The organism is Mucilaginibacter pineti, assembly GCF_900101875.1.
GTDB classification, from domain to species: domain Bacteria; phylum Bacteroidota; class Bacteroidia; order Sphingobacteriales; family Sphingobacteriaceae; genus Mucilaginibacter; species Mucilaginibacter pineti.
This window is the reverse complement of record NZ_FNAI01000002.1, coordinates 610,573-629,604: the sequence shown is the minus strand read 5'-3', so window position 1 is coordinate 629,604 and position 19,032 is coordinate 610,573. Positions and strand designations below refer to the sequence as shown.

Sequence of the window (19,032 nt, the reverse complement as noted above, 5' to 3'; positions counted from 1 at the left end):
GCCTGATAAAAAATTGAGTGTTGATTTTTCTTACAAATTGCATAATAATTTAAAACTGGAAATAAATGAATTGTCCCCCGTCAAAAACGCCAAACAACAGGATTAAAAAAACTAATGCCATATACGAAGCCATGCGTACCACTAACCTTTCACTGTGCAGAAACCGCAATGAATGAATGTTGTACTCCTGCTTTAATTCGTAAAAAAACAAAGCGGCTATGGCCATAAGATCATATAGAAAATAGGAAGGTTCGCCTATGAAAAATCCCGGTTTATAAATAAAAACCCCTTTGAGCAAATCCCAGGCCTGCCCTAACGACACGGCTCTGAAAAATACCCAGCTAATAGTAACCAGAAATATTGTGAAAGATATATTCAAAAAATTGGCAAATATTCCGGCACCTAAACCTATTTTATTTGCAATTGCTGCCCTCCATTTTTGAGTTACCATTCCGCAGATCAGGTAAAAACCATGTAAAGCACCCCAAACAATGAATGTCCAATTGGCGCCATGCCACAGGCCGCTTATCATAAACACTGCAAATAAATTTAAATACAGCCGCCCTTTGCTAACCCGGCTACCGCCCAACGGGATATACACGTAATCTTTAAACCATGTTGAAAGGGAAATATGCCACCTGCTCCAAAACTCGTTTATACTTTTTGCAAAATAAGGCCGCCTGAAATTCTCCATCAGTTTAAAGCCCATAACCCTGGCACTGCCTATGGCAATATCCGAATAGCCCGAAAAGTCGCAGTAGATCTGTACGGCAAAAAATAAAAAAGCCAGCATTATTGTGACCGATCCGTGTTCAGGATAATTATTAAAAACGGTTTTCACATAAATAGATAACCTATCGGCAACAACAACCTTTTTAAAAAAGCCGATCAACATTCTTTTCAATCCTTCGGAAACGTCCAGGGCATTAAAACGATGTTCGCTTTTAAACTGTGGCAGCAGGTTTTGGGGCCTTTCAATAGGACCTGCAACCAATTGCGGATAAAACATAACATATAAGGCATAAATACCAAAATGATGCTCGGCTTTTTGATTGCCCCTATACACCTCAATGGTGTAACTCATGGCCTGAAAAGTGTGAAATGACAAGCCTATCGGAAGCAATATCTGCAAAAACGGAATTGGATTAGTATATCCCCACCATTCCAGCAGGCCAGATAAATTATTGTTAAAAAAATTAAAATATTTGAATACGGCCAGCACCCCAATGTTTGCCGTAAGGCTTAGTATCAATAAAAGTTTTTTCTTTTTAGGTTCCTTAACTTTTTCAAGATAAATCCCGGCGGTATAATCAATAATTATTGTAAAAAACAGGATGAGTATATAAATTGCTTTAAAAAACATATAAAAATAGCAGCTTGCTCCAAGCAGCAGCAACCATCTTAATTTGTGAGGTAACAGGAAATATAAAACCGTTACTATTGGAAAAAAAAGAAGAAAAGTAAACGAATTGAATATCATTGTCAGGCTTTTTGGTTAACTAAACCTACCTGAAAATAAAACGATATAAAATAGTACCCTTTCAATCGTATATCATTGTGTAAAATCACGAAACAAACTTTACAACACCATACGCCGCAGTTTACAGGTTTAAGAACAACCGTTATGACGCTACCGGCTGATAATCAACTTTACTAATTTAACCACCTAACAAATAGCTGTAAAGCAATTGACATCCTTTCACAGTTTAAATGTGTAAACAATAGCCATATTTACAATATCCGGGCAATTAAGCAAAAGCTTATTTTATTGATTATCAATCAAATAACTTTACTAAACAAAGTAACATCTAAACTTAATTTATCATTAAAGCCCCAAAAACATGTGCGGAATTGTTGGTTACATCGGATCAAGAGAGGCCTGGCCTATTGTGCTGAATGGCCTTAAAAGATTAGAATATCGCGGTTATGACAGCGCCGGTATTGCTATTATAAATAGTGCAGGTTTCAGTGTACATAAAAAAGCAGGAAAAGTGGCCTGCCTTGAAGCAGAAACTGCGGACAAGGACAAAAGCGGCCATGTTGCTATAGGGCATACCAGGTGGGCCACACACGGTGCGCCGTCTGATGCAAATTCGCATCCGCATAGTTCAAATGATAACCGTTTACATATTATTCATAATGGCATCATTGAAAATTATCTGATCCTTAAAGAAGAACTTCTTGCAAGGGGGCACACATTTAAAAGTGAAACTGATACCGAGGTTTTGATTCACTTAATTGAGGAAATTCAAAATATTGAACAAACAGATTTGTTAGAAGCCGTTCGCCTTGCTTTAAATACGGTAATTGGTGCGTATGCCATTGTTATTTTAGACCGGGAAAACCCCAACCAGCTGGTAGCTGCCCGCAAAGGAAGCCCCATGGTTATTGGAGTTGGCCAAGACGAATATTTTATTGCTTCAGATGCTACCCCTATTATTGAATACACTAAAAACGTTGTGTATTTACAAGACAACGAAATAGCATTAATAAAACATAACCAGCTTTTAATAAAGAAATTAAATAATGTAGTACAAACCCCATTGATACAGGAACTGGAACTAAAGCTTGAATCATTGGAAAAAGGTGGCTTTGAACATTTTATGATGAAGGAGATATTTGAGCAGCCACGTTCAATAAGAGATTGTATGCGCGGCCGCATATTTCCTCTTGAGGGAAAGGTAGAGCTGGGCGGCATTAAACAATATACCGACAAACTAAAAAATGCAGAACGAATAATCATCATAGCCTGCGGAACCTCATGGCATGCGGGTTTAACAGGCGAATATCTTATTGAAGAATATGGGCGCGTTAAAGTAGAGGTTGAATATGCATCTGAGTTCAGGTATCGCAATCCCATAATTAGCGATAAAGATGTTGTGATCGCAGTATCACAATCAGGCGAAACAGCCGATACCATGGCCGCTATTGAGATAGCTAAAGAAAGAGGAGCAACTATTTTGGGCATCTGCAATGTTGTTGGTGCATCAATTCCGCGAATAACTGATGCGGGGGTTTACACACATGCCGGACCAGAAATAGGCGTAGCATCAACCAAGGCTTTTACAGCCCAGGTAACCGTTTTAACTTTAATAGCTTTATTTATAGCACAGCACAAGAAAACATTACCGCCAGCTAAACTCATCGACTTGCTAACGGGGCTTGATGCCATACCCGATAAAATACAAACGCTTCTTCAGGATAATGAACTGATTGAGCAAATTGCCTCAAAAATAAAAAACGCGACAAATTGCCTTTTCCTCGGCCGGGGCTTTGGCTTTCCCATTGCTTTGGAAGGAGCCTTGAAATTAAAAGAGATCTCCTATATTCATGCAGAAGGTTATCCCGCTGCCGAAATGAAACACGGCCCCATTGCGTTAATAGATGAGCAGATGCCAGTAATATTCATTGCTACAAAAAACTCATCCTATGAAAAAGTTATCAGCAATATACAGGAGGTTAAAGCCCGAAAGGGAATAGTAATAGCTATTGTAACCCAGGGTGATACCAAAGTAAAAAACATGGCCGATCATTGTATTGAAATACCTGATGCCGACGAAGCTTTTTTACCCTTGCTGGCAACTATTCCATTACAACTGCTCGCCTATCATATAGCCGTAAAGCGTGGCTGTAACGTTGACCAACCACGCAACCTGGCCAAATCGGTTACTGTAGAATAACGGTGAAAGGCCGGATTATTAAATAGGATAAATAATAGGGTACAAATCAGTCAAAGTCGGAAGATTTTTCTTCCGGCTTTTTTTGTTTTTGTTTTTTTAATTAACGTCACTTTTCAAAAATAATGATGCCGCAGACACATGCTTTACAGCATCTTTTTACAGCTTTTACACGCCTCTACCTCAAGTCTTTACAAATACTGTGAAGACAATGTTACATGTTTACAAAAAAACGACAATCGCCCAAAACCGTATACTATCAATGCCCAAATAGATAAATTTGATCTATAAACCAAACCGTTCAAAATAGTTTCCCAACTCCTAAACTATTAATGATGAAAAAAATTAACCTATACAGTATCCTTTCAGCGTTGCTATTAGTAACCGGTTGTGCCGGAAGCCGTGATCTGGTATATTTCAGTAACATGGCAAACTCCGGTGCTGTAAATAACAATATACCTGGCACGGTAATTATTCATCAAAAAGATATTTTAAGTGTAACAGTTAATAGTTCAAATCCCGAATCAAACCTTCTGTTCAATAGTAATAAAACTGCAGGAGCAAACAACCAGTCAAATCAGAGCGGGTATAAAGTGAATGAAAAAGGAATGGTCAATTTGCCGCTTATAGGCGATTACAAAATTGAAGGACTAACCATTGAAGACGCACAGGCCGACATATCAAAAAAGCTATCTGCGTTTGTTAAAAACCCTGTGGTTGATATTCAGCTTTTAAACTTCAAAATAAGCGTAATAGGTGAGGTTAACAAACCATCAACATTTATAATAACTAATGAAAATGTGAACTTGCTTGAGGCATTGGGCATGGCCGGCGATATGACGGTTTATGGACGAAGGGATAATGTTTTGGTAATCCGTAACGAAAACGGGCGCAAAACCATGAACCGGCTTAACCTCAATAACGTTGAAGCAATGGATTCACCTTATTTCAACCTTAAACAAAACGATATTGTTTACGTGGAACCTGATAAATCAAAAGCAGTTGAGTATAGTCAGAATACGCGAATGTTGCCAGTGGTCATAGCATCTATTTCTGCCTTAGCCGTATTAGCAGCAGTGCTTTTGAAAAGATAGAACATAGTTTTAGAGATATCAAAACAGTAGCCATATGGATACCAACTTCATTTTAAAAGAACCATTACCAAGTAATCAGCTTAGGGCAACTATTATGCCCTATGTAAGCGGCTGGTATTTATTTTTAGTAAGTATGGTTATCTGTTTAACTACAGTTTGGGCTTATTTAAACTATGTTACCCCATTGTATAAGGTAACCAGTACCCTCCTTATACCCGACGATAAAAACGGCAATGGTATTTTAAAAGCTACCGCATTCAGTGATCTGAATATGTTCCAGGAAACAAAAACAGTAGACAACGAAATTGAAGTGCTACGATCAAAAGATCTCATTTATAGCGTATTTAAAAAACTCAACATGGAAACCGCATACTTTGATGAAAGCGGTTATAAAACAAAAGAACTTTATAATGCCGAGCGGCCTTTTATTGTTACCATAAAAAGAATCGGCAATAGCGCATATCTAAAAAAATTGTACATCCAGGCCTATACGCAAAATAAATTTTTGCTTATAGACGGAAACCAAACATGGATATATTACTATAACCAAATGATTAACCATAGCGATTACTCATTTAAGGTAGCAAAAGGCCCGGCCAGCGCAAGCTATGAGCAGCCTACATTAATTCAGTTTAAAAGCCTCACCAGGCTGGCAGCAGCTTACAGCGCTGGTTTATTACAGGTAAATCCTGTTGTTAAAGAATCAAACACCTTAACCCTAAGCCTTGTTGACGCTGTACCGGAAAGAGGGATAGACATTCTTAACAATATCATATCTACTTACAACGCAGAAAATGTTGTTAAAAAGAATGTTACCGCGGTAAATACCATATTGTTTATTGATAAAAGGCTGCATGCTTTGGAGCAGGATTTATCATACACTGAAGGTGATATAGAAACCTTTAAGCAACAAAGGGGAGCCGTGGAGATTGGAGCCAGTACACAGGTAAATTTAACAAAATCGGCCGAGTATGATCAGTTACTTGAAGAGTCAAATATTCAATTGGGCATTGTAAAATCCATCGAAACTTATTTAAGTAACTCGGCTAACCAATATAATGCAGTACCAAGCACTATGGGATTGAAAGATCCGGTATTAAATACCCTGGTTAGCCGTTTCAATGACCTTCAGCTGGAAAGAAACCGCATGCTTAGCAGCGCAAACCTGGCCAACCCGCTGGTTCAGGAGCTGAGCAACCAAATAGCCAATCTGCGATTAAATATCAGGGAAAACCTGAACAATATCAAAAATGGGTTTTCTATCGGTCATAAATTGCTTAAGCAAAACTCCGCTCAATATGACTCACGCATCCGTTCTGTTCCGTCACTTGAGCGCGGACTTTTACAACGAAGCCGGGAACAGGGGGTAAAAACTAATTTATACCAGTACCTGTTGCAAAAAAGAGAAGAAACCGCTTTATCGCTGTCGGCAACAATTCCGTCGTCGCAGCTAATTGATAAGCCAGCGGCTAACCCGGTAGCTGAATTCCCCAAGCAACAGCTTATGTATTTGTTTGGCATTATAGCCGGTTTGTTTATCCCCGGACTATTCATCTTCTTAAAAAGGAAACTGAGCCTGAAAATTAAGGATCAGTCAAGCTTATTGAACATAAAGGGAGTAAAAATATTAGGCGAATTGTGCCATAACTATGAAAATCAAAGCCCGGTAGTAATATCCAATGGAAGCAACACCAACATTTCAGAATTGTTCAGGTATATCCGTAGTAATATAGGATTTCTAAACCAGGGAATTCAGCACAAAACCATGTTGGTTACGTCATCAATGAAAGGCGAAGGCAAAACCTTTTTCAGTATCAACCTGGGCTTAACGCTTTCCATGCTCAAAAAACAAGTACTGATCATGGAGTTTGATCTGCGTAAACCCGATTTGCTTAAATCTATCAACATGGAGCAAACCCTGGGTATTAATGACTTTTTAACGGGCAACACTAATTCTCCGGCTGATTGTGTCCAGCCTTATGGCGAATCGGGGAACCTGTTTGTGATGGGAAGCGGCACCAAGGCCATAAATCCGGCCGAGCTGCTATCTGATAAACGGCTTGATTTGCTTTTTAACTGGTGCAAAACCCAGTTTGACTACATAGTACTTGATACATCGCCGGTTGGAGCCGTTGCAGATGCTTTTAGCCTGGCCAAATATGCCGAGTTGAGTATTTATATGGTGAGGTATAATTATACCAATACAGAGCAGCTAAGTATACTAAAGGATATTTACGATAATGATAAATTAAATAACGTTATGGTGGTGTTTAACGATGCAAAAAAAGAAAACCGGCCGGCTTATGCCTATGGAAGCTATGGATATGCATCAGCTTATGGTAGTTGATAGCCTCGTTTTTTGCCGTAACCTTAGGTTAAATAATTATTTGTTATAAGCTCTTAGTTCAGCTGTATTATTTTTTACCGGCAGGCCATGTGAGTGGAATGGCGGAGCCACAAGCAATACAAGTTGCTGCTGTTATAAACCAATTACCGGGTTAAACCGGGCTAATATTTTGTTCTATCTTTTTATTTATTGCGGGCCATGTGAGTGGAGTGGCGGAGCCACAAGCTACACAAGTTGCCCTTGTTATAAACCAATTACCGGGTTAAACCGGGTTAATAATTTTGTCAAAAACAATCCTTAAAAAAAGGCATCTCTACATTATGTGAGTGAATTGGCGAAGCTATACTAAGCCTTCAGCAATCCCCCCCGACTCAACTTTATTCATTTTATGGAAACCCAATTAAGCGCATCAGCAGTTCGCATGGCAAACTATCGTGAAAAAAAATGGCTTGTTTTATACACAAAGCCCCGATGGGAAAAAAAGGTAGACAGACTTTTAAAGCAACATGACATTGAATCATATTGCCCTGTCAGAGAGGTAGTTAATCAATGGTCAGACAGAAAAAAAGAAATCAGTGTGCCCCTGTTTAGTTCCTATGTATTTGTACATGTTGATGTTTACGAGCAATCAAGAGCACTGTATATACTGGGTGTACTTGGTTTTGTTTATTACATGGGGAAACCCGCCGTAGTAAGAGATAATGTAATAGAGGAAATAAGAACTTACCTTATTAATTACAGGGATATTGAAATTGTAAGCATGTGTAATATCAACATTGGCGATACAGTTAAAATAAAGGAAGGCCCACTTGTAAACCAAATGGGCAAAGTACTGCAAATACAGGGTAAAAACATTTTAATGGTTTTCGATACCATCAATTGTGCGTTAGTAACGCGTGTTGCAATCCAAAACTTATCAATTAATAATATCAGCGAAAATCATGAAAATTGAAAAATTTCAACCTAAAATAGGCATCATAGGTCTTGGTTATGTTGGGCTGCCCCTGGCAGTTGAATTTGCAAAAAAATACAAGGTTATAGGTTTTGATATCAATGTAGATCGCATTAATCAGCTCAAATTGGGGGTTGACCATACATTGGAGATTGAAACGGAACAGCTGAATGCAGTACTCACCCCTGTTTGTACAACACAAACCGGCTTGTATGTTACCAACGAAACAGAAAAATTAAGGCAGTGCTCTATATACATTGTAACAGTGCCTACCCCTGTTGATAAAAACAACCGGCCAGATCTTTCTCCATTACTTAACGCCAGCAAACTTTTGGGTAAAGTTCTGAAAAAGAAGGATATCGTAATTTACGAATCAACCGTTTACCCTGGGGTAACTGAAGATGAATGCGCGCCTATTTTGGAAAAGGTATCGCAGCTTAAATATAATATTGATTTTTTTGTGGGCTATTCGCCGGAGCGGATCAATCCTGGAGATAAATTGCATACCGTTTCAAAGATCCGTAAAATCACATCAGGCTCAACCCCCGAAACAGCCGAAACTATAGATAAGCTTTATAGTTCTATCATTACCGCGGGCACATTCAAAGCTCATTCCATAAAAGTTGCCGAAGCAGCAAAAGTTATAGAGAATGCGCAGCGCGATATAAACATTGCATTTGTGAATGAACTGGCAATGATTTTTAATAAACTGGGCATTGATACACACAAAGTACTGGAAGCCGCCGGTACAAAATGGAATTTCTTAAACTTCAGACCAGGTCTTGTTGGCGGGCATTGCATCGGGGTAGATCCCTACTATCTTGCCCAAAAGGCCCAGGAGGTGGGTTATCATCCTGAGATAATTTTGGCTGGCAGGCGCATAAATGACTCGATGGGAGCTTATGTGGCAGATCAGTTTATTAAACAGATGATTTGCCGCGGCACCTCTTTAATTGAAAGCGAAGTACTGATACTTGGTTTCACTTTTAAAGAAAACTGCCCTGATGTTAGAAACACCCGCGTAATAGATATTGTACGACGACTGGAAGAATATAAAGTAAAAGTACACATTCATGATCCCTGGGCCAATGCGGCACAAGCTAAGCGCACCTACGGTATAATTTGTGAAAATGGTGAATCTAAAACCAGGACCTATGATGGCGTTTTACTTGCCGTTGCCCACAATGAATTTAAAGACATGAATGTAAAAGCGCTGTGCAAGCCCCACGCCGTACTTTATGATTTGAAGGCCCTTTTTCCAGACAATGTTGTTAACGCCCGGCTTTAAAAATAATGAGTTATAAACAAAGAGCCGTATCTGGCATATTATGGTCGCTGTGGCAGCAATTAAGCTCAAAACTGATAAGCATTGGCATATCCATATTCCTGGCACGCATACTGGAGCCATCACAATTTGGGCTCATAGCTATGTTATCAATTTTCATTTCGGTGGGGAATAGTTTGTTGGATAGCGGCCTTACCGCGTCATTGATCCGTACAACCGATGCCGATCAGCGCGACTATTCAACCGTATTTTATTTTAATATTATTGGCAGCTCTATTTTATACCTATTACTGTTTTTATCAGCCCCGTTAATCTCGGCTTTTTATAACCAACCATTGTTAACAGCTATAGTACGCGTTTACGGTATTATTTTAATTATAAACGCATTTTTTGGGGTGCAAAGCACTTTATTGATTAAAGAAATGAAGTTTAAAAAACAAACCAATATTCAACTCCCGGCGGCTATTGGAGGCGGAATATTGGGCATTGTGCTTGCAAAATTAGGTTACGGCGTATGGAGCCTGGTTTGGATGGGCTTATGCACATCTTTTTTATCAACAGCCATGCACTGGATAAGCTCAAACTGGATGCCGGCACTCGTATTTGATAAGGCGTGCTTTAAAAAGCATATTTACTTTGGTTACAAAATGACTATATCGGGTTTAATTGATACCATTTACCAAAATATATACCTCATCATAATTGGCAAATACTTTTCGGTTGCACAGCTCGGTTACTACAGCCGTGCCGATTCTATTAGTCAATTGCCTATCAGCAACATATCGGCAGCAATAAATAAGGTTACGTATCCAATGTTTGCAGAGATTTCACATGATCCGGTACAATTAAAAAACGTGTATAAACGGCTTATGCAGCAAGTTATATTTTGGAATGCACCCGTACTGATATTCCTGAGCGTAATTGCCAGGCCATTATTCCACATCATATTAACTGATAAATGGCTGCCAGCTGTTCCGTTTTTTCAATTGCTATGCATAAGCGGCATTATGTATCCGCTTCATTCATATAACCTCAATGTTTTAAAAGTAATGGGAAAAAGCGCGTTGTTTTTAAAATTAGAGGCGATTAAAAAGGTTTTAAGCGTGATAGGGATCCTGCTTTTTATCCCTTTCGGTATCTACGGACTCTTATATTTTCAATTGTTTTTTAACATAATTGCCTACTATATTAACTCTATTTACAGCGGGCGATTAATTGCTTACCCTGTAACGGAGCAGATAAAAGATATTTTGCCCACTGTATCACTGGCCGCCGGCATCGGGCTTTGCTGCTATTTTCTTGACAGGCTGCTAATTAATGATTTTTTCATTCCAACTATGCAAATCAGCATACTATTCATAATATTCATTCCGGTTTATTATGGTGCCAGCCTGTTAATAAATATTTCTGCTATTAAAGATTTTAACCACTTAATTCTAAAAAGATGATACCTGTAACCAAACCCTTTCTCCCTGCCGAAAAAGAATTCAGGGCGTATGTTAAAACTATCTGGGAAAGACAATGGCTGACAAATAATGGTCCGCTTGTAAATACACTTGAGTTAAAATTAAAACAATACCTGGGTATTAGCCATATGCTTTTTGTTTCAAACGGAACTACAGCATTACAGCTGGCTATTAAAGCACTTAATTTAAGCGGAGAGATCATCACAACACCTTTTTCATTTGTTGCTACTACAAGCAGCATCGTATGGCAGGGCTGCGAACCGGTATTTGTAGATATTGATCCCGAAACGCTGAACATCGATGCCGCTAAAATCGAAGCTGCAATTACACCGCTAACCTCGGCAATATTGGCCACGCACGTATTTGGTAACCCTTGTGATATTGAAGCTATACAAACTATTGCCGATAAGTACAAACTCAGGGTTATTTATGATGCTGCACATTGCTTTGGCACATTTTACCAAAACCGGTCGGTGTTTGAATACGGTGATATCAGCGTAACCAGTTTTCACTCAACTAAGTTATATCATACTATTGAAGGTGGTGCTGTGTTTACCCAGGATCCTGACCTTTTGAGAACTATGGCGCTGATGCGCAATTTTGGATACTCTGGAGTTGATACCTTCTCCGAACAGGGCATCAACGCAAAAAACAGCGAATTTCATGCAGCAATGGGATTATGCAACCTGCGCCATGTTGATGACATACTTAAAAAGAGAAAGTATTTATATGAGCAATATATGATACGCTTGGGTAACCTTGATGTGCAGTTTCAAAAACTTGAAAATGATGAGAACTATAATTATGCATATTTCCCTGTAATTTTTAAAACTGAAGCCTTGATGCACCAAAGCAAAGCAAAGCTTGAATTAGCCCAGATATATTGCAGGCGATATTTTTACCCTTCGCTATCATCATTGCCATATGTAAAACACCAGCCAATGCCTGTTTGCGATTCCATAGCTTCAAGAGTGATCTGCCTGCCTTTGTATCATACGCTTTCGCTTTCAGATCTTGATCTTATTTGCCGGTTACTACTTCGTGCACAAAATTTCGACAATGATTTCAAGCCGAAACATTTTGGCAAACTTGTTACCGATAAAATTGAATCGGAGATAAACATAACAACTGCGAGTTTAAATGGAACAGTATGAATAATGAGCAGGTAATGGTAAGTATATGTTGTATTACTTACAATCATGAAAACTTTATTGCCGAAGCTATCCAGAGCTTTTTGATGCAGGAGGCAAACTTCAACTATGAGATCATCATAGGTGATGATTGCTCAACAGATAAAACACAAGCAGTCATTAAGCTATATTCAGATACGTACCCGGGCAGAATAAAGCTTATAGCCTCTCCTACCAATTTAGGTACCCATAAAAACCTTATTAACTGTATTACCCAGTGCAGTGGCAAATACATAGCACTTTGCGAAGGGGATGATTACTGGATAGATGAACATAAATTACAAAAGCAGGTAACATTTTTAGAAAACAACCCCGATTTTATTATTTGTTGTCACTATCACAAGCTAATAAACTCCACTAATAAAACGCTATATGTTCATCCCAATCCAACGCCCCTGGTACACACTTATGTTGACCTACTGGCCGGCAAGCAGGAAGAAACAAAAACAGCAACTGTACTTTACCGCAACATTTCAGAAACTCACCGGCTGTTTTTTACTCCCTGGTTTTTTGATTGTTTTGCCGGCGACAAAATGTTTAAGCTATCGGCCACCCAGCATACCGGCGGTAAAATTTATGTAATACCCGAAGTAATGAGTTGTTACCGCAATCATGAAGGCGGTATTTGGAGCATGATCAATGCTAAAGTGCGAATGGAAAGGGTTATAAGTGATTTCAATTTAATCATCAAAAACTTTACTTACCCGGCCATCGGTAAAAAAAAGCTACTGCTGCTTTACATCAAACGCTACCTCGTATTTGAATTACAAAACAAACGGTTTCGTAAAGCCTACAATACATTAAAATACCTGCTTTAAGCACCCAGGAATTAATAACAGCAATGAAAATACAACCCGCCCCCATTTTAAAACCTGTTTTATTTTTCATTATTCCTTCCCTTAAAGGGGGCGGAGCCGAAAGGGTTATTATATCACTGGCCAACTACTTTAGCAAAAAAGATTTTCAGTCGGTAATTATTTCGTTAAACAACGATCCTCCAGCTTACGTGATCGAAAATAATGTTAAAGTAATTTGTTTAACAGACCGGCAAAAAAGCAGGTTCACACATAGGGCCTATCATATTGCCGAAACTTTTTATAAACTAATAAAGCTGTTACGAACAGAAAAACCGGTATGTACTTTATCATTTATCACATCGGCAAATATATGGGCAGGCATAACATGTTCATTAACGCACGTGCCCTATATTGTTTCTGAACGCACATCGCCAGAGAGGAGCGTTATCCGGTTTAATTATTTGCACAGGCAATTGGCGGCTAAACTATACAAAAGATCAGCAGCCGTGGTTGTTAGCGCAAAGGGAGTGGAAGATTGCCTGCTTAGAAATAAAACATTTAAAAAGCTCAACAATATTCAACGAATCACAAATGCCGTTACCGTTTTTCAACCCCTATCAAATCAGCGGGTACATGACCGGAGATTTATTTTAGGGGTTGGCCGTTTGGCTTACGTAAAAGGTTTTGACATGCTTATTGAAGCTTACGCCAAAGCAGGGTTCAATGACATTGATCTTATTATAATTGGTGATGGCGAAGAGCGTGCAAACCTGGTTTGTCAGGTATTTAATCTTGGATTAAGAGAAAAAGTGCTGATGCCCGGCAGCAAGAATAATCTTCAGGACTATTACAGCCAGGCAGAGATGTTTGTATTACCATCGCGCAACGAGGGATATCCCAATGCTTTGGTTGAGGCCATGAGCTTTGGCTGTCCATCTATAGCCTTAAACTGCGATTTTGGACCGGCAGAGATCATTAACGACAGAGAAAACGGCATATTGGTAAACAACGAACCCATTAGCGGTTTAACCCTTGCCATGTTGCATTTGGTCAATAAACCGGCTTTGAAAAATGAAATTGGAAATAATGCCCGTTCAATTTTGCAAACCAACCATCCAGACAAGATACTCGGAGAATGGGAAACACTCATCAAAAAACATGCTGCTACATCGAGGTTTGCAACTCAATTTGCCAACAACCAACCAGCTTTGTGAACTTTTCAACTTATTAATATGTTACAATATTTAATTCGTCTGGATGATTTGTGCCCCACAAATAACCTTTGGAAATGGGAACGCTTTTTCTATCTGTTCGATAGGTTTGACATAAAACCAATAATTGCTGTTATACCCGCCAATAAGGATCCTAAGCTTGAGGCCTGTGGTTCTTTTAATCCTTATTACTGGCAATTGGTGCGTAAGCTGCAAAACAAAAACTACATTATAGGAATGCACGGGTTTGATCATTATTATATAAACAGAAACTCGGGTTTGTTGAAAATGAACAAACGATCAGAATTTGCCGGGGTTCCTATTCAAACCCAAAAAGAAAAAATAAAAAATGCAGCTGAAATCTTCAGACGGGAAGATATAAACCCGGCTGTTTTTATTGCACCGGCCCACACTTTTGATCGTAATACGCTGTTAGCTTTAAATGAATATACCAACATTAAGATAATTAGCGACGGATTATTGAGATCACCTTATATGCGGTTTGGCTTCAACTGGATCCCTGTGCAGCTTTCAGAAGTTGAACAAAAAACAAAACATACCTGGACATTCAATTACCATCCTGAAAGCTGCTCTGCTAAAGCATTTGAAGAACTTGAAATTTTTATCGAGAAAAACCATCACCTTTTTATAACACTAAGCAATATTAAGTTTTCTGACTATACCTGGGTAGATGCCATTACAGAAAAGTATTCTATTTATAAAAGATTAGCGCGCGATTATGCTCAAAAAACAATCGCGTTCATGGAAAAAATCCCTGTTTGAAATTTACATTATCCCGGCCTGAAATGAAAATCTCTTTCGCACCACCTTACATTGATCAGCTTGTTATAGATGAGGTTATGGACACGCTTAACTCTGGCTGGATAACCACGGGGCCAAAAGTGGCAATACTTGAACATCAAATGAAGCAACTTACGGCTTCAGACGCCGCTGTTTGTGTAAACTCCTGGACGTCTGGCGCTATACTGATGTTAAAATGGTTTGGCATAAAAGAAGGCGATGAGGTTATCATTCCGGCCTATACCTATTGTGCTACCGCTTTAAGCGTACTGCATTGCGGAGCTACGCCGGTAATGGTTGACGTTGATGACGATTGTTGTATTTCAACAACAGCCGTACTTAAAGCTATAACTCCTAAAACCAAAGCCATTATTGCGGTTGATATAGCCGGCTGGCCCTGTAATTACAAGGAGTTAAAGGCCATCATTAACACCCCGGAAATTAAAAAGTTATTTATTGCTGAAACTGCGAAACAAAAGGCTTTAAACCGGATTCTGTTAATTGCCGATGCGGCCCACTCTATCGGGGCAACGATAGATGAATTACCGGCATCAAAATATAGTGATGTTTCCATTTTTTCCTTTCATGCGGTAAAAAACATCACAACCGCCGAAGGTGGTTGTATTTGTATAAATCTCCCCCCGGCTTTCGACGCCAATAACGAATACCGGTACTTAAAATTATATACCCTTAACGGCCAAAGCAAAGATGCCTTTACCAAAAGCAATGGAGGTGGCTGGAAATATGATATACTGTTTATGGGGCTCAAGATAAATATGCCTGATATATGTGCGGCAATAGGTATCGGGCAGCTTAAAACATACCATGCAAAACTGCTCCCGCTGCGCAAACGCATAGCATCCATTTATTGCGAAATTTTTAAAGAAATGGATTGGTTTATAGAACCGGCCCTGAAACGGGATAACCGGGAATCATCATACCATTTATTTGCCCTGCGGATCAAAGGAATATCTGAAGCCCAGCGCGACCAGATCATAGACAGCATTATGAGCAGCGAGATAACTGTTAATGTACACTTTACTCCCCTGCCCATGTTAACACTTTTCAAAGATCTGGGTTATGAAATCGGCAAATATCCATCGGCTTATGCACTTTATGCAAACGAAATATCGCTTCCCATTTACCCGCAGCTTACCGATGGAGAGTTGATTTTCATAATCAAAACCGTAATAAACTCAGTTAACAAGGTACTGCAGCTGGATAACTTTAAGGAGCTTGAAGAAATTGAATTATAAATACCATGGCCGTTAAACGACTTTTTGATATTGCCCTGGCGCTGATTGCCCTCATAATGTCACTGCCCGTATTTCTGTTAATAGCTATAGCTGTTAAACTTAATTCAAGCGGGGGCGTATTTTATAAACAAATACGGGTAGGGAAACATGGTAACGAATTTAAACTCTTCAAATTCAGAACCATGTATATAAACTCAGACAATGCGGGCTTACTAACAATAGGCAATAAAGATTACCGGATAACAAGGGTTGGATATTGGCTCAGAAAATACAAGCTTGATGAACTACCTCAATTGCTAAACGTACTAAAAGGCGACATGAGCCTTGTTGGCCCCCGGCCCGAAGTAAGAAAATATGTAAACATGTACACTCCTGCCCAATTGAGGGTGCTAACCGTAAAACCTGGCGTAACAGATTGGGCTTCTATCAAATACTTTGACGAAAACGAGCTATTGGCGGGCAGCGACAATCCCGAGGATATGTACATCAAGAGCATCGTGCCATCCAAAATCAACAAAAATCTTGAATACATTGACAACCATAACCTTTTGATGGATGTTAAAATAATATTATTCACATTGAAAAGAATTTTTCAGTAGTACCTGTAAAACGTAGCTATGTTGCTTAAAAAGTGCCTTTGCTTTGGTGTAATGTTATTCTATCTGTACACGCTTGCTTTTTGCATCTTCATGACAGATACTTTAAGAATTCCTGCACCCATAATTTTTTGCCTGTTATTGTTGTTTTTTGTGCAGAAACCAATTTTGCGTTTTAGCTACTACAATGAACTGGTAATTTTCATAATTGGTGTGTTTTTATACCAGGTAGTTGGCCTGGATGATTACCGGGGCTTTTTTGCTACATTAATTACTATTATAGTTTGTTCTTTATATTTCAATTATTTCATTGGTTCAAGTAAACTGCGCTATTATACATCAGTATTCCTGTTTTTCTCCCTGTTGATATTCTCCATGTTAATCATGGTATTGGATCACAACCTTCAGGCTACAATTGACCCCATAAGGAGTACATTGCTTGGAGAACAGGTAAAGCAAAGCCCATCGGGCGTAGCTGTTGCCCAATTTACTTTTGGATATCAAGTTGCTGCAGTTACTACCTTTATATTTATTGCAGCCTGTACCTGCAAGCAATATCTAATAATCAGGATCATCGTTTTATCAGCATGCATTATCTGTATATATCTTGGCATGAACAGATCGGCATTGATAAGTTTTGGCACTGCCGTAACCCTGTTTCTATTTATCTATTACCGTTATAAAGCAATTTTGCTGGTTGCAGCTACGGTAATTATATGTTTTGGACTGTACAACTATGTGATAAAAGACAACCTGGATACCAAAAACAACATCTTATCTAAAAACCAGGCTAAAGAGGCCAATGATTATAACAGGGCAAACATGGCTGCCGAAAACCTGAAAATTTATGCCGACTATCCCTTTGGACTCATATTTTACGGCAAAACATGGGATGAAGTAACCTACAGAAACCCGCTGTTTACCTTTGGTCTGTCATCGCATAATTCGTATCTGATGTTTATTACCCTGCTTGGCCCATTTGTAGGTTTGGGTTTACTTGCGGGCATATATTACAAACCCATTCGCCTGTTTTGGCAAACCATCAAAAACGTACAATACAAAGGCATAGCAATTTACGTGGCGTTATTTTTTTCTTTCTTAGCCATATCGTTGAATGCCCTATCACACAACGGGTGGTTAATGAGTGTTGATGGCCCCACCATATTCCTTTATTTTGCCGTGTTACACCATGATAAACTAATTGAAAATCAGCCACAAGACCAATTATCAATGGCTTAGTTGACAACATCTGAAATCTGCACGCAATTTTTAGTTTATGATTACAAAGAAAATCTTCCTGATTATCAGTTCGCTTGGCGCCGGTGGCTCCGAACGGGTTTACTGGTTGCTGTCCCAATATTTTAATAACGCGGACTATGAGGTTACGGTTGTCCTCTTAAACGGAAACGAATGTCATTTCTCAACAAAAATAGCGGGTATTAAATTTGTAAACCTTAATACCATAAAAGCCTCACGGTCATTTTTTAAACTACGCAATTTAATTCGGGACGAAAAACCATATGCCGTTTTTTCAACAACCGATCACATCAATATCCTGGTAGCGCTTGTGTCCATTTTTGTTAAAATACCTCACCTTATAGCTCGGGGATCTAACAACCCTCAACAAATGAAGGAGTTTTATGGGTTGAAAGCTCGTTTTTACAACTACTTTTCCAGGTTTTTATTTGTGAGGTTTAATTCAATTGTTTGCCAGTCAGAAGAGATGCGGCAAGCTATCGCCAAACTTTATAACATCGATCTTGGTAAGCTGATAGTGATCCATAACCCGGTTATTACAACAGAAGTTTTAAGGCCTCAATATCAAATTTCCGGCTTAAAAAGGTTAATAGCAGTTAGCCGGTTAATAAAAGAGAAAGGATTATTCCGCCTGCTGGAAGTAATGAAGGCCTTGCCGCAAAACTATGTTTTAACCATTGCCGGCGATGGGCCACTAATGAACAAGCTTAAAGCCGAAGCAGATACTACAGGTATTAAAAACCGGATAACATTTATCGGCGAGATTAATAATGTAACCGAAGTAATATCCAAACATAACGTACTGGTTTTAAGCTCCTTTACCGAAGGCTTCCCCAATGTAATACTTGAATCGCTATCTGTTGGGGTGCCGGTTGTTACTTTTCGGGTTGGAGGGGTTAATGAACTTATAAAGGAAGGTTTTAACGGCTTTATAGCCGAACAAAATGACCTTTGCAACCTACGTAAACAAATTATCCGTGCGTGCAATCAAACTTGGCAGCATCGCAATATTAAGGCAGATATAATTGAACGCTTTGGGCTCAATAAAATAGGCCGGGCATACGAAATCCTGCTTTCAAAATAAACAAACAATTCACCTATAG

At 39.0% G+C, this 19,032-nt stretch carries 15 protein-coding genes; 14 read left to right on the top strand and 1 reads right to left on the bottom strand.

What is annotated here, in order from left to right; genetic code table 11:
• Positions 1–49: 49 nt before the first annotated feature.
• Positions 50–1,363: an MBOAT family O-acyltransferase gene (locus tag BLS59_RS06870; protein WP_240315166.1), complete on the bottom strand. Its 1,314-nt coding sequence runs from the start codon at positions 1,361–1,363 to the stop codon at positions 50–52.
• A 478-nt stretch (positions 1,364–1,841) separates the two neighbouring features.
• Here BLS59_RS06870 and glmS point away from each other — a divergent pair, with 478 nt between their 5' ends.
• The 14 genes from glmS (at position 1,842) to BLS59_RS06800 (ending at position 19,013) form a co-directional block, all read left to right on the top strand.
• Positions 1,842–3,680: a glutamine--fructose-6-phosphate transaminase (isomerizing) gene (gene glmS, locus BLS59_RS06865; RefSeq protein ID WP_091146650.1), complete on the top strand. Its 1,839-nt coding sequence runs from the start codon at positions 1,842–1,844 to the stop codon at positions 3,678–3,680.
• A 332-nt stretch (positions 3,681–4,012) separates the two neighbouring features.
• Positions 4,013–4,771, top strand: a complete 759-nt coding sequence (locus BLS59_RS06860) for a polysaccharide biosynthesis/export family protein (protein WP_240315165.1) — start codon at positions 4,013–4,015, stop codon at positions 4,769–4,771.
• A 34-nt stretch (positions 4,772–4,805) separates the two neighbouring features.
• Complete coding sequence (locus BLS59_RS06855) at positions 4,806–7,118, top strand: GumC family protein (protein ID WP_091146644.1); 2,313 nt, start codon at positions 4,806–4,808, stop codon at positions 7,116–7,118.
• 388 nt (positions 7,119–7,506) lie between these two features.
• Complete coding sequence (locus tag BLS59_RS06850; protein ID WP_091146640.1) at positions 7,507–8,070, top strand: UpxY family transcription antiterminator; 564 nt, start codon at positions 7,507–7,509, stop codon at positions 8,068–8,070.
• Positions 8,060–9,358 (top strand): nucleotide sugar dehydrogenase, encoded by a 1,299-nt coding sequence (locus tag BLS59_RS06845; RefSeq protein ID WP_091146636.1) that lies wholly within the window; start codon positions 8,060–8,062, stop codon positions 9,356–9,358. The genes BLS59_RS06850 and BLS59_RS06845 overlap by 11 nt, the downstream gene beginning before the upstream one ends.
• Before the next feature lie 5 nt (positions 9,359–9,363).
• Positions 9,364–10,803 (top strand): lipopolysaccharide biosynthesis protein, encoded by a 1,440-nt coding sequence (locus BLS59_RS06840; RefSeq protein WP_091146633.1) that lies wholly within the window; start codon positions 9,364–9,366, stop codon positions 10,801–10,803.
• Positions 10,800–11,975, top strand: a complete 1,176-nt coding sequence (locus tag BLS59_RS06835) for a DegT/DnrJ/EryC1/StrS family aminotransferase (protein WP_091146629.1) — start codon at positions 10,800–10,802, stop codon at positions 11,973–11,975. The genes BLS59_RS06840 and BLS59_RS06835 overlap by 4 nt, the downstream gene beginning before the upstream one ends.
• Positions 11,972–12,829: a glycosyltransferase family 2 protein gene (locus BLS59_RS06830; RefSeq protein ID WP_091146627.1), complete on the top strand. Its 858-nt coding sequence runs from the start codon at positions 11,972–11,974 to the stop codon at positions 12,827–12,829. The genes BLS59_RS06835 and BLS59_RS06830 overlap by 4 nt, the downstream gene beginning before the upstream one ends.
• A gap of 23 nt (positions 12,830–12,852) precedes the next feature.
• Positions 12,853–14,022: a glycosyltransferase gene (locus BLS59_RS06825; RefSeq protein WP_091146624.1), complete on the top strand. Its 1,170-nt coding sequence runs from the start codon at positions 12,853–12,855 to the stop codon at positions 14,020–14,022.
• A gap of 18 nt (positions 14,023–14,040) precedes the next feature.
• Positions 14,041–14,802, top strand: a complete 762-nt coding sequence (locus tag BLS59_RS06820) for a DUF2334 domain-containing protein (RefSeq protein WP_091146620.1) — start codon at positions 14,041–14,043, stop codon at positions 14,800–14,802.
• Between the two features lie 23 nt (positions 14,803–14,825).
• Positions 14,826–16,076, top strand: a complete 1,251-nt coding sequence (locus BLS59_RS06815) for a DegT/DnrJ/EryC1/StrS family aminotransferase (protein ID WP_091146617.1) — start codon at positions 14,826–14,828, stop codon at positions 16,074–16,076.
• Between the two features lie 5 nt (positions 16,077–16,081).
• Complete coding sequence (locus BLS59_RS06810; RefSeq protein WP_091146614.1) at positions 16,082–16,675, top strand: sugar transferase; 594 nt, start codon at positions 16,082–16,084, stop codon at positions 16,673–16,675.
• Positions 16,676–16,765: 90 nt separating this feature from the next.
• Positions 16,766–17,911, top strand: coding sequence for an O-antigen ligase family protein (locus BLS59_RS06805; RefSeq protein ID WP_162842569.1), 1,146 nt, complete (start codon positions 16,766–16,768; stop codon positions 17,909–17,911).
• A 37-nt stretch (positions 17,912–17,948) separates the two neighbouring features.
• On the top strand, positions 17,949–19,013 hold the full coding sequence (locus tag BLS59_RS06800) for a glycosyltransferase (RefSeq protein WP_091146608.1): 1,065 nt from the start codon (positions 17,949–17,951) through the stop codon (positions 19,011–19,013).
• Positions 19,014–19,032 lie beyond the last annotated feature (19 nt).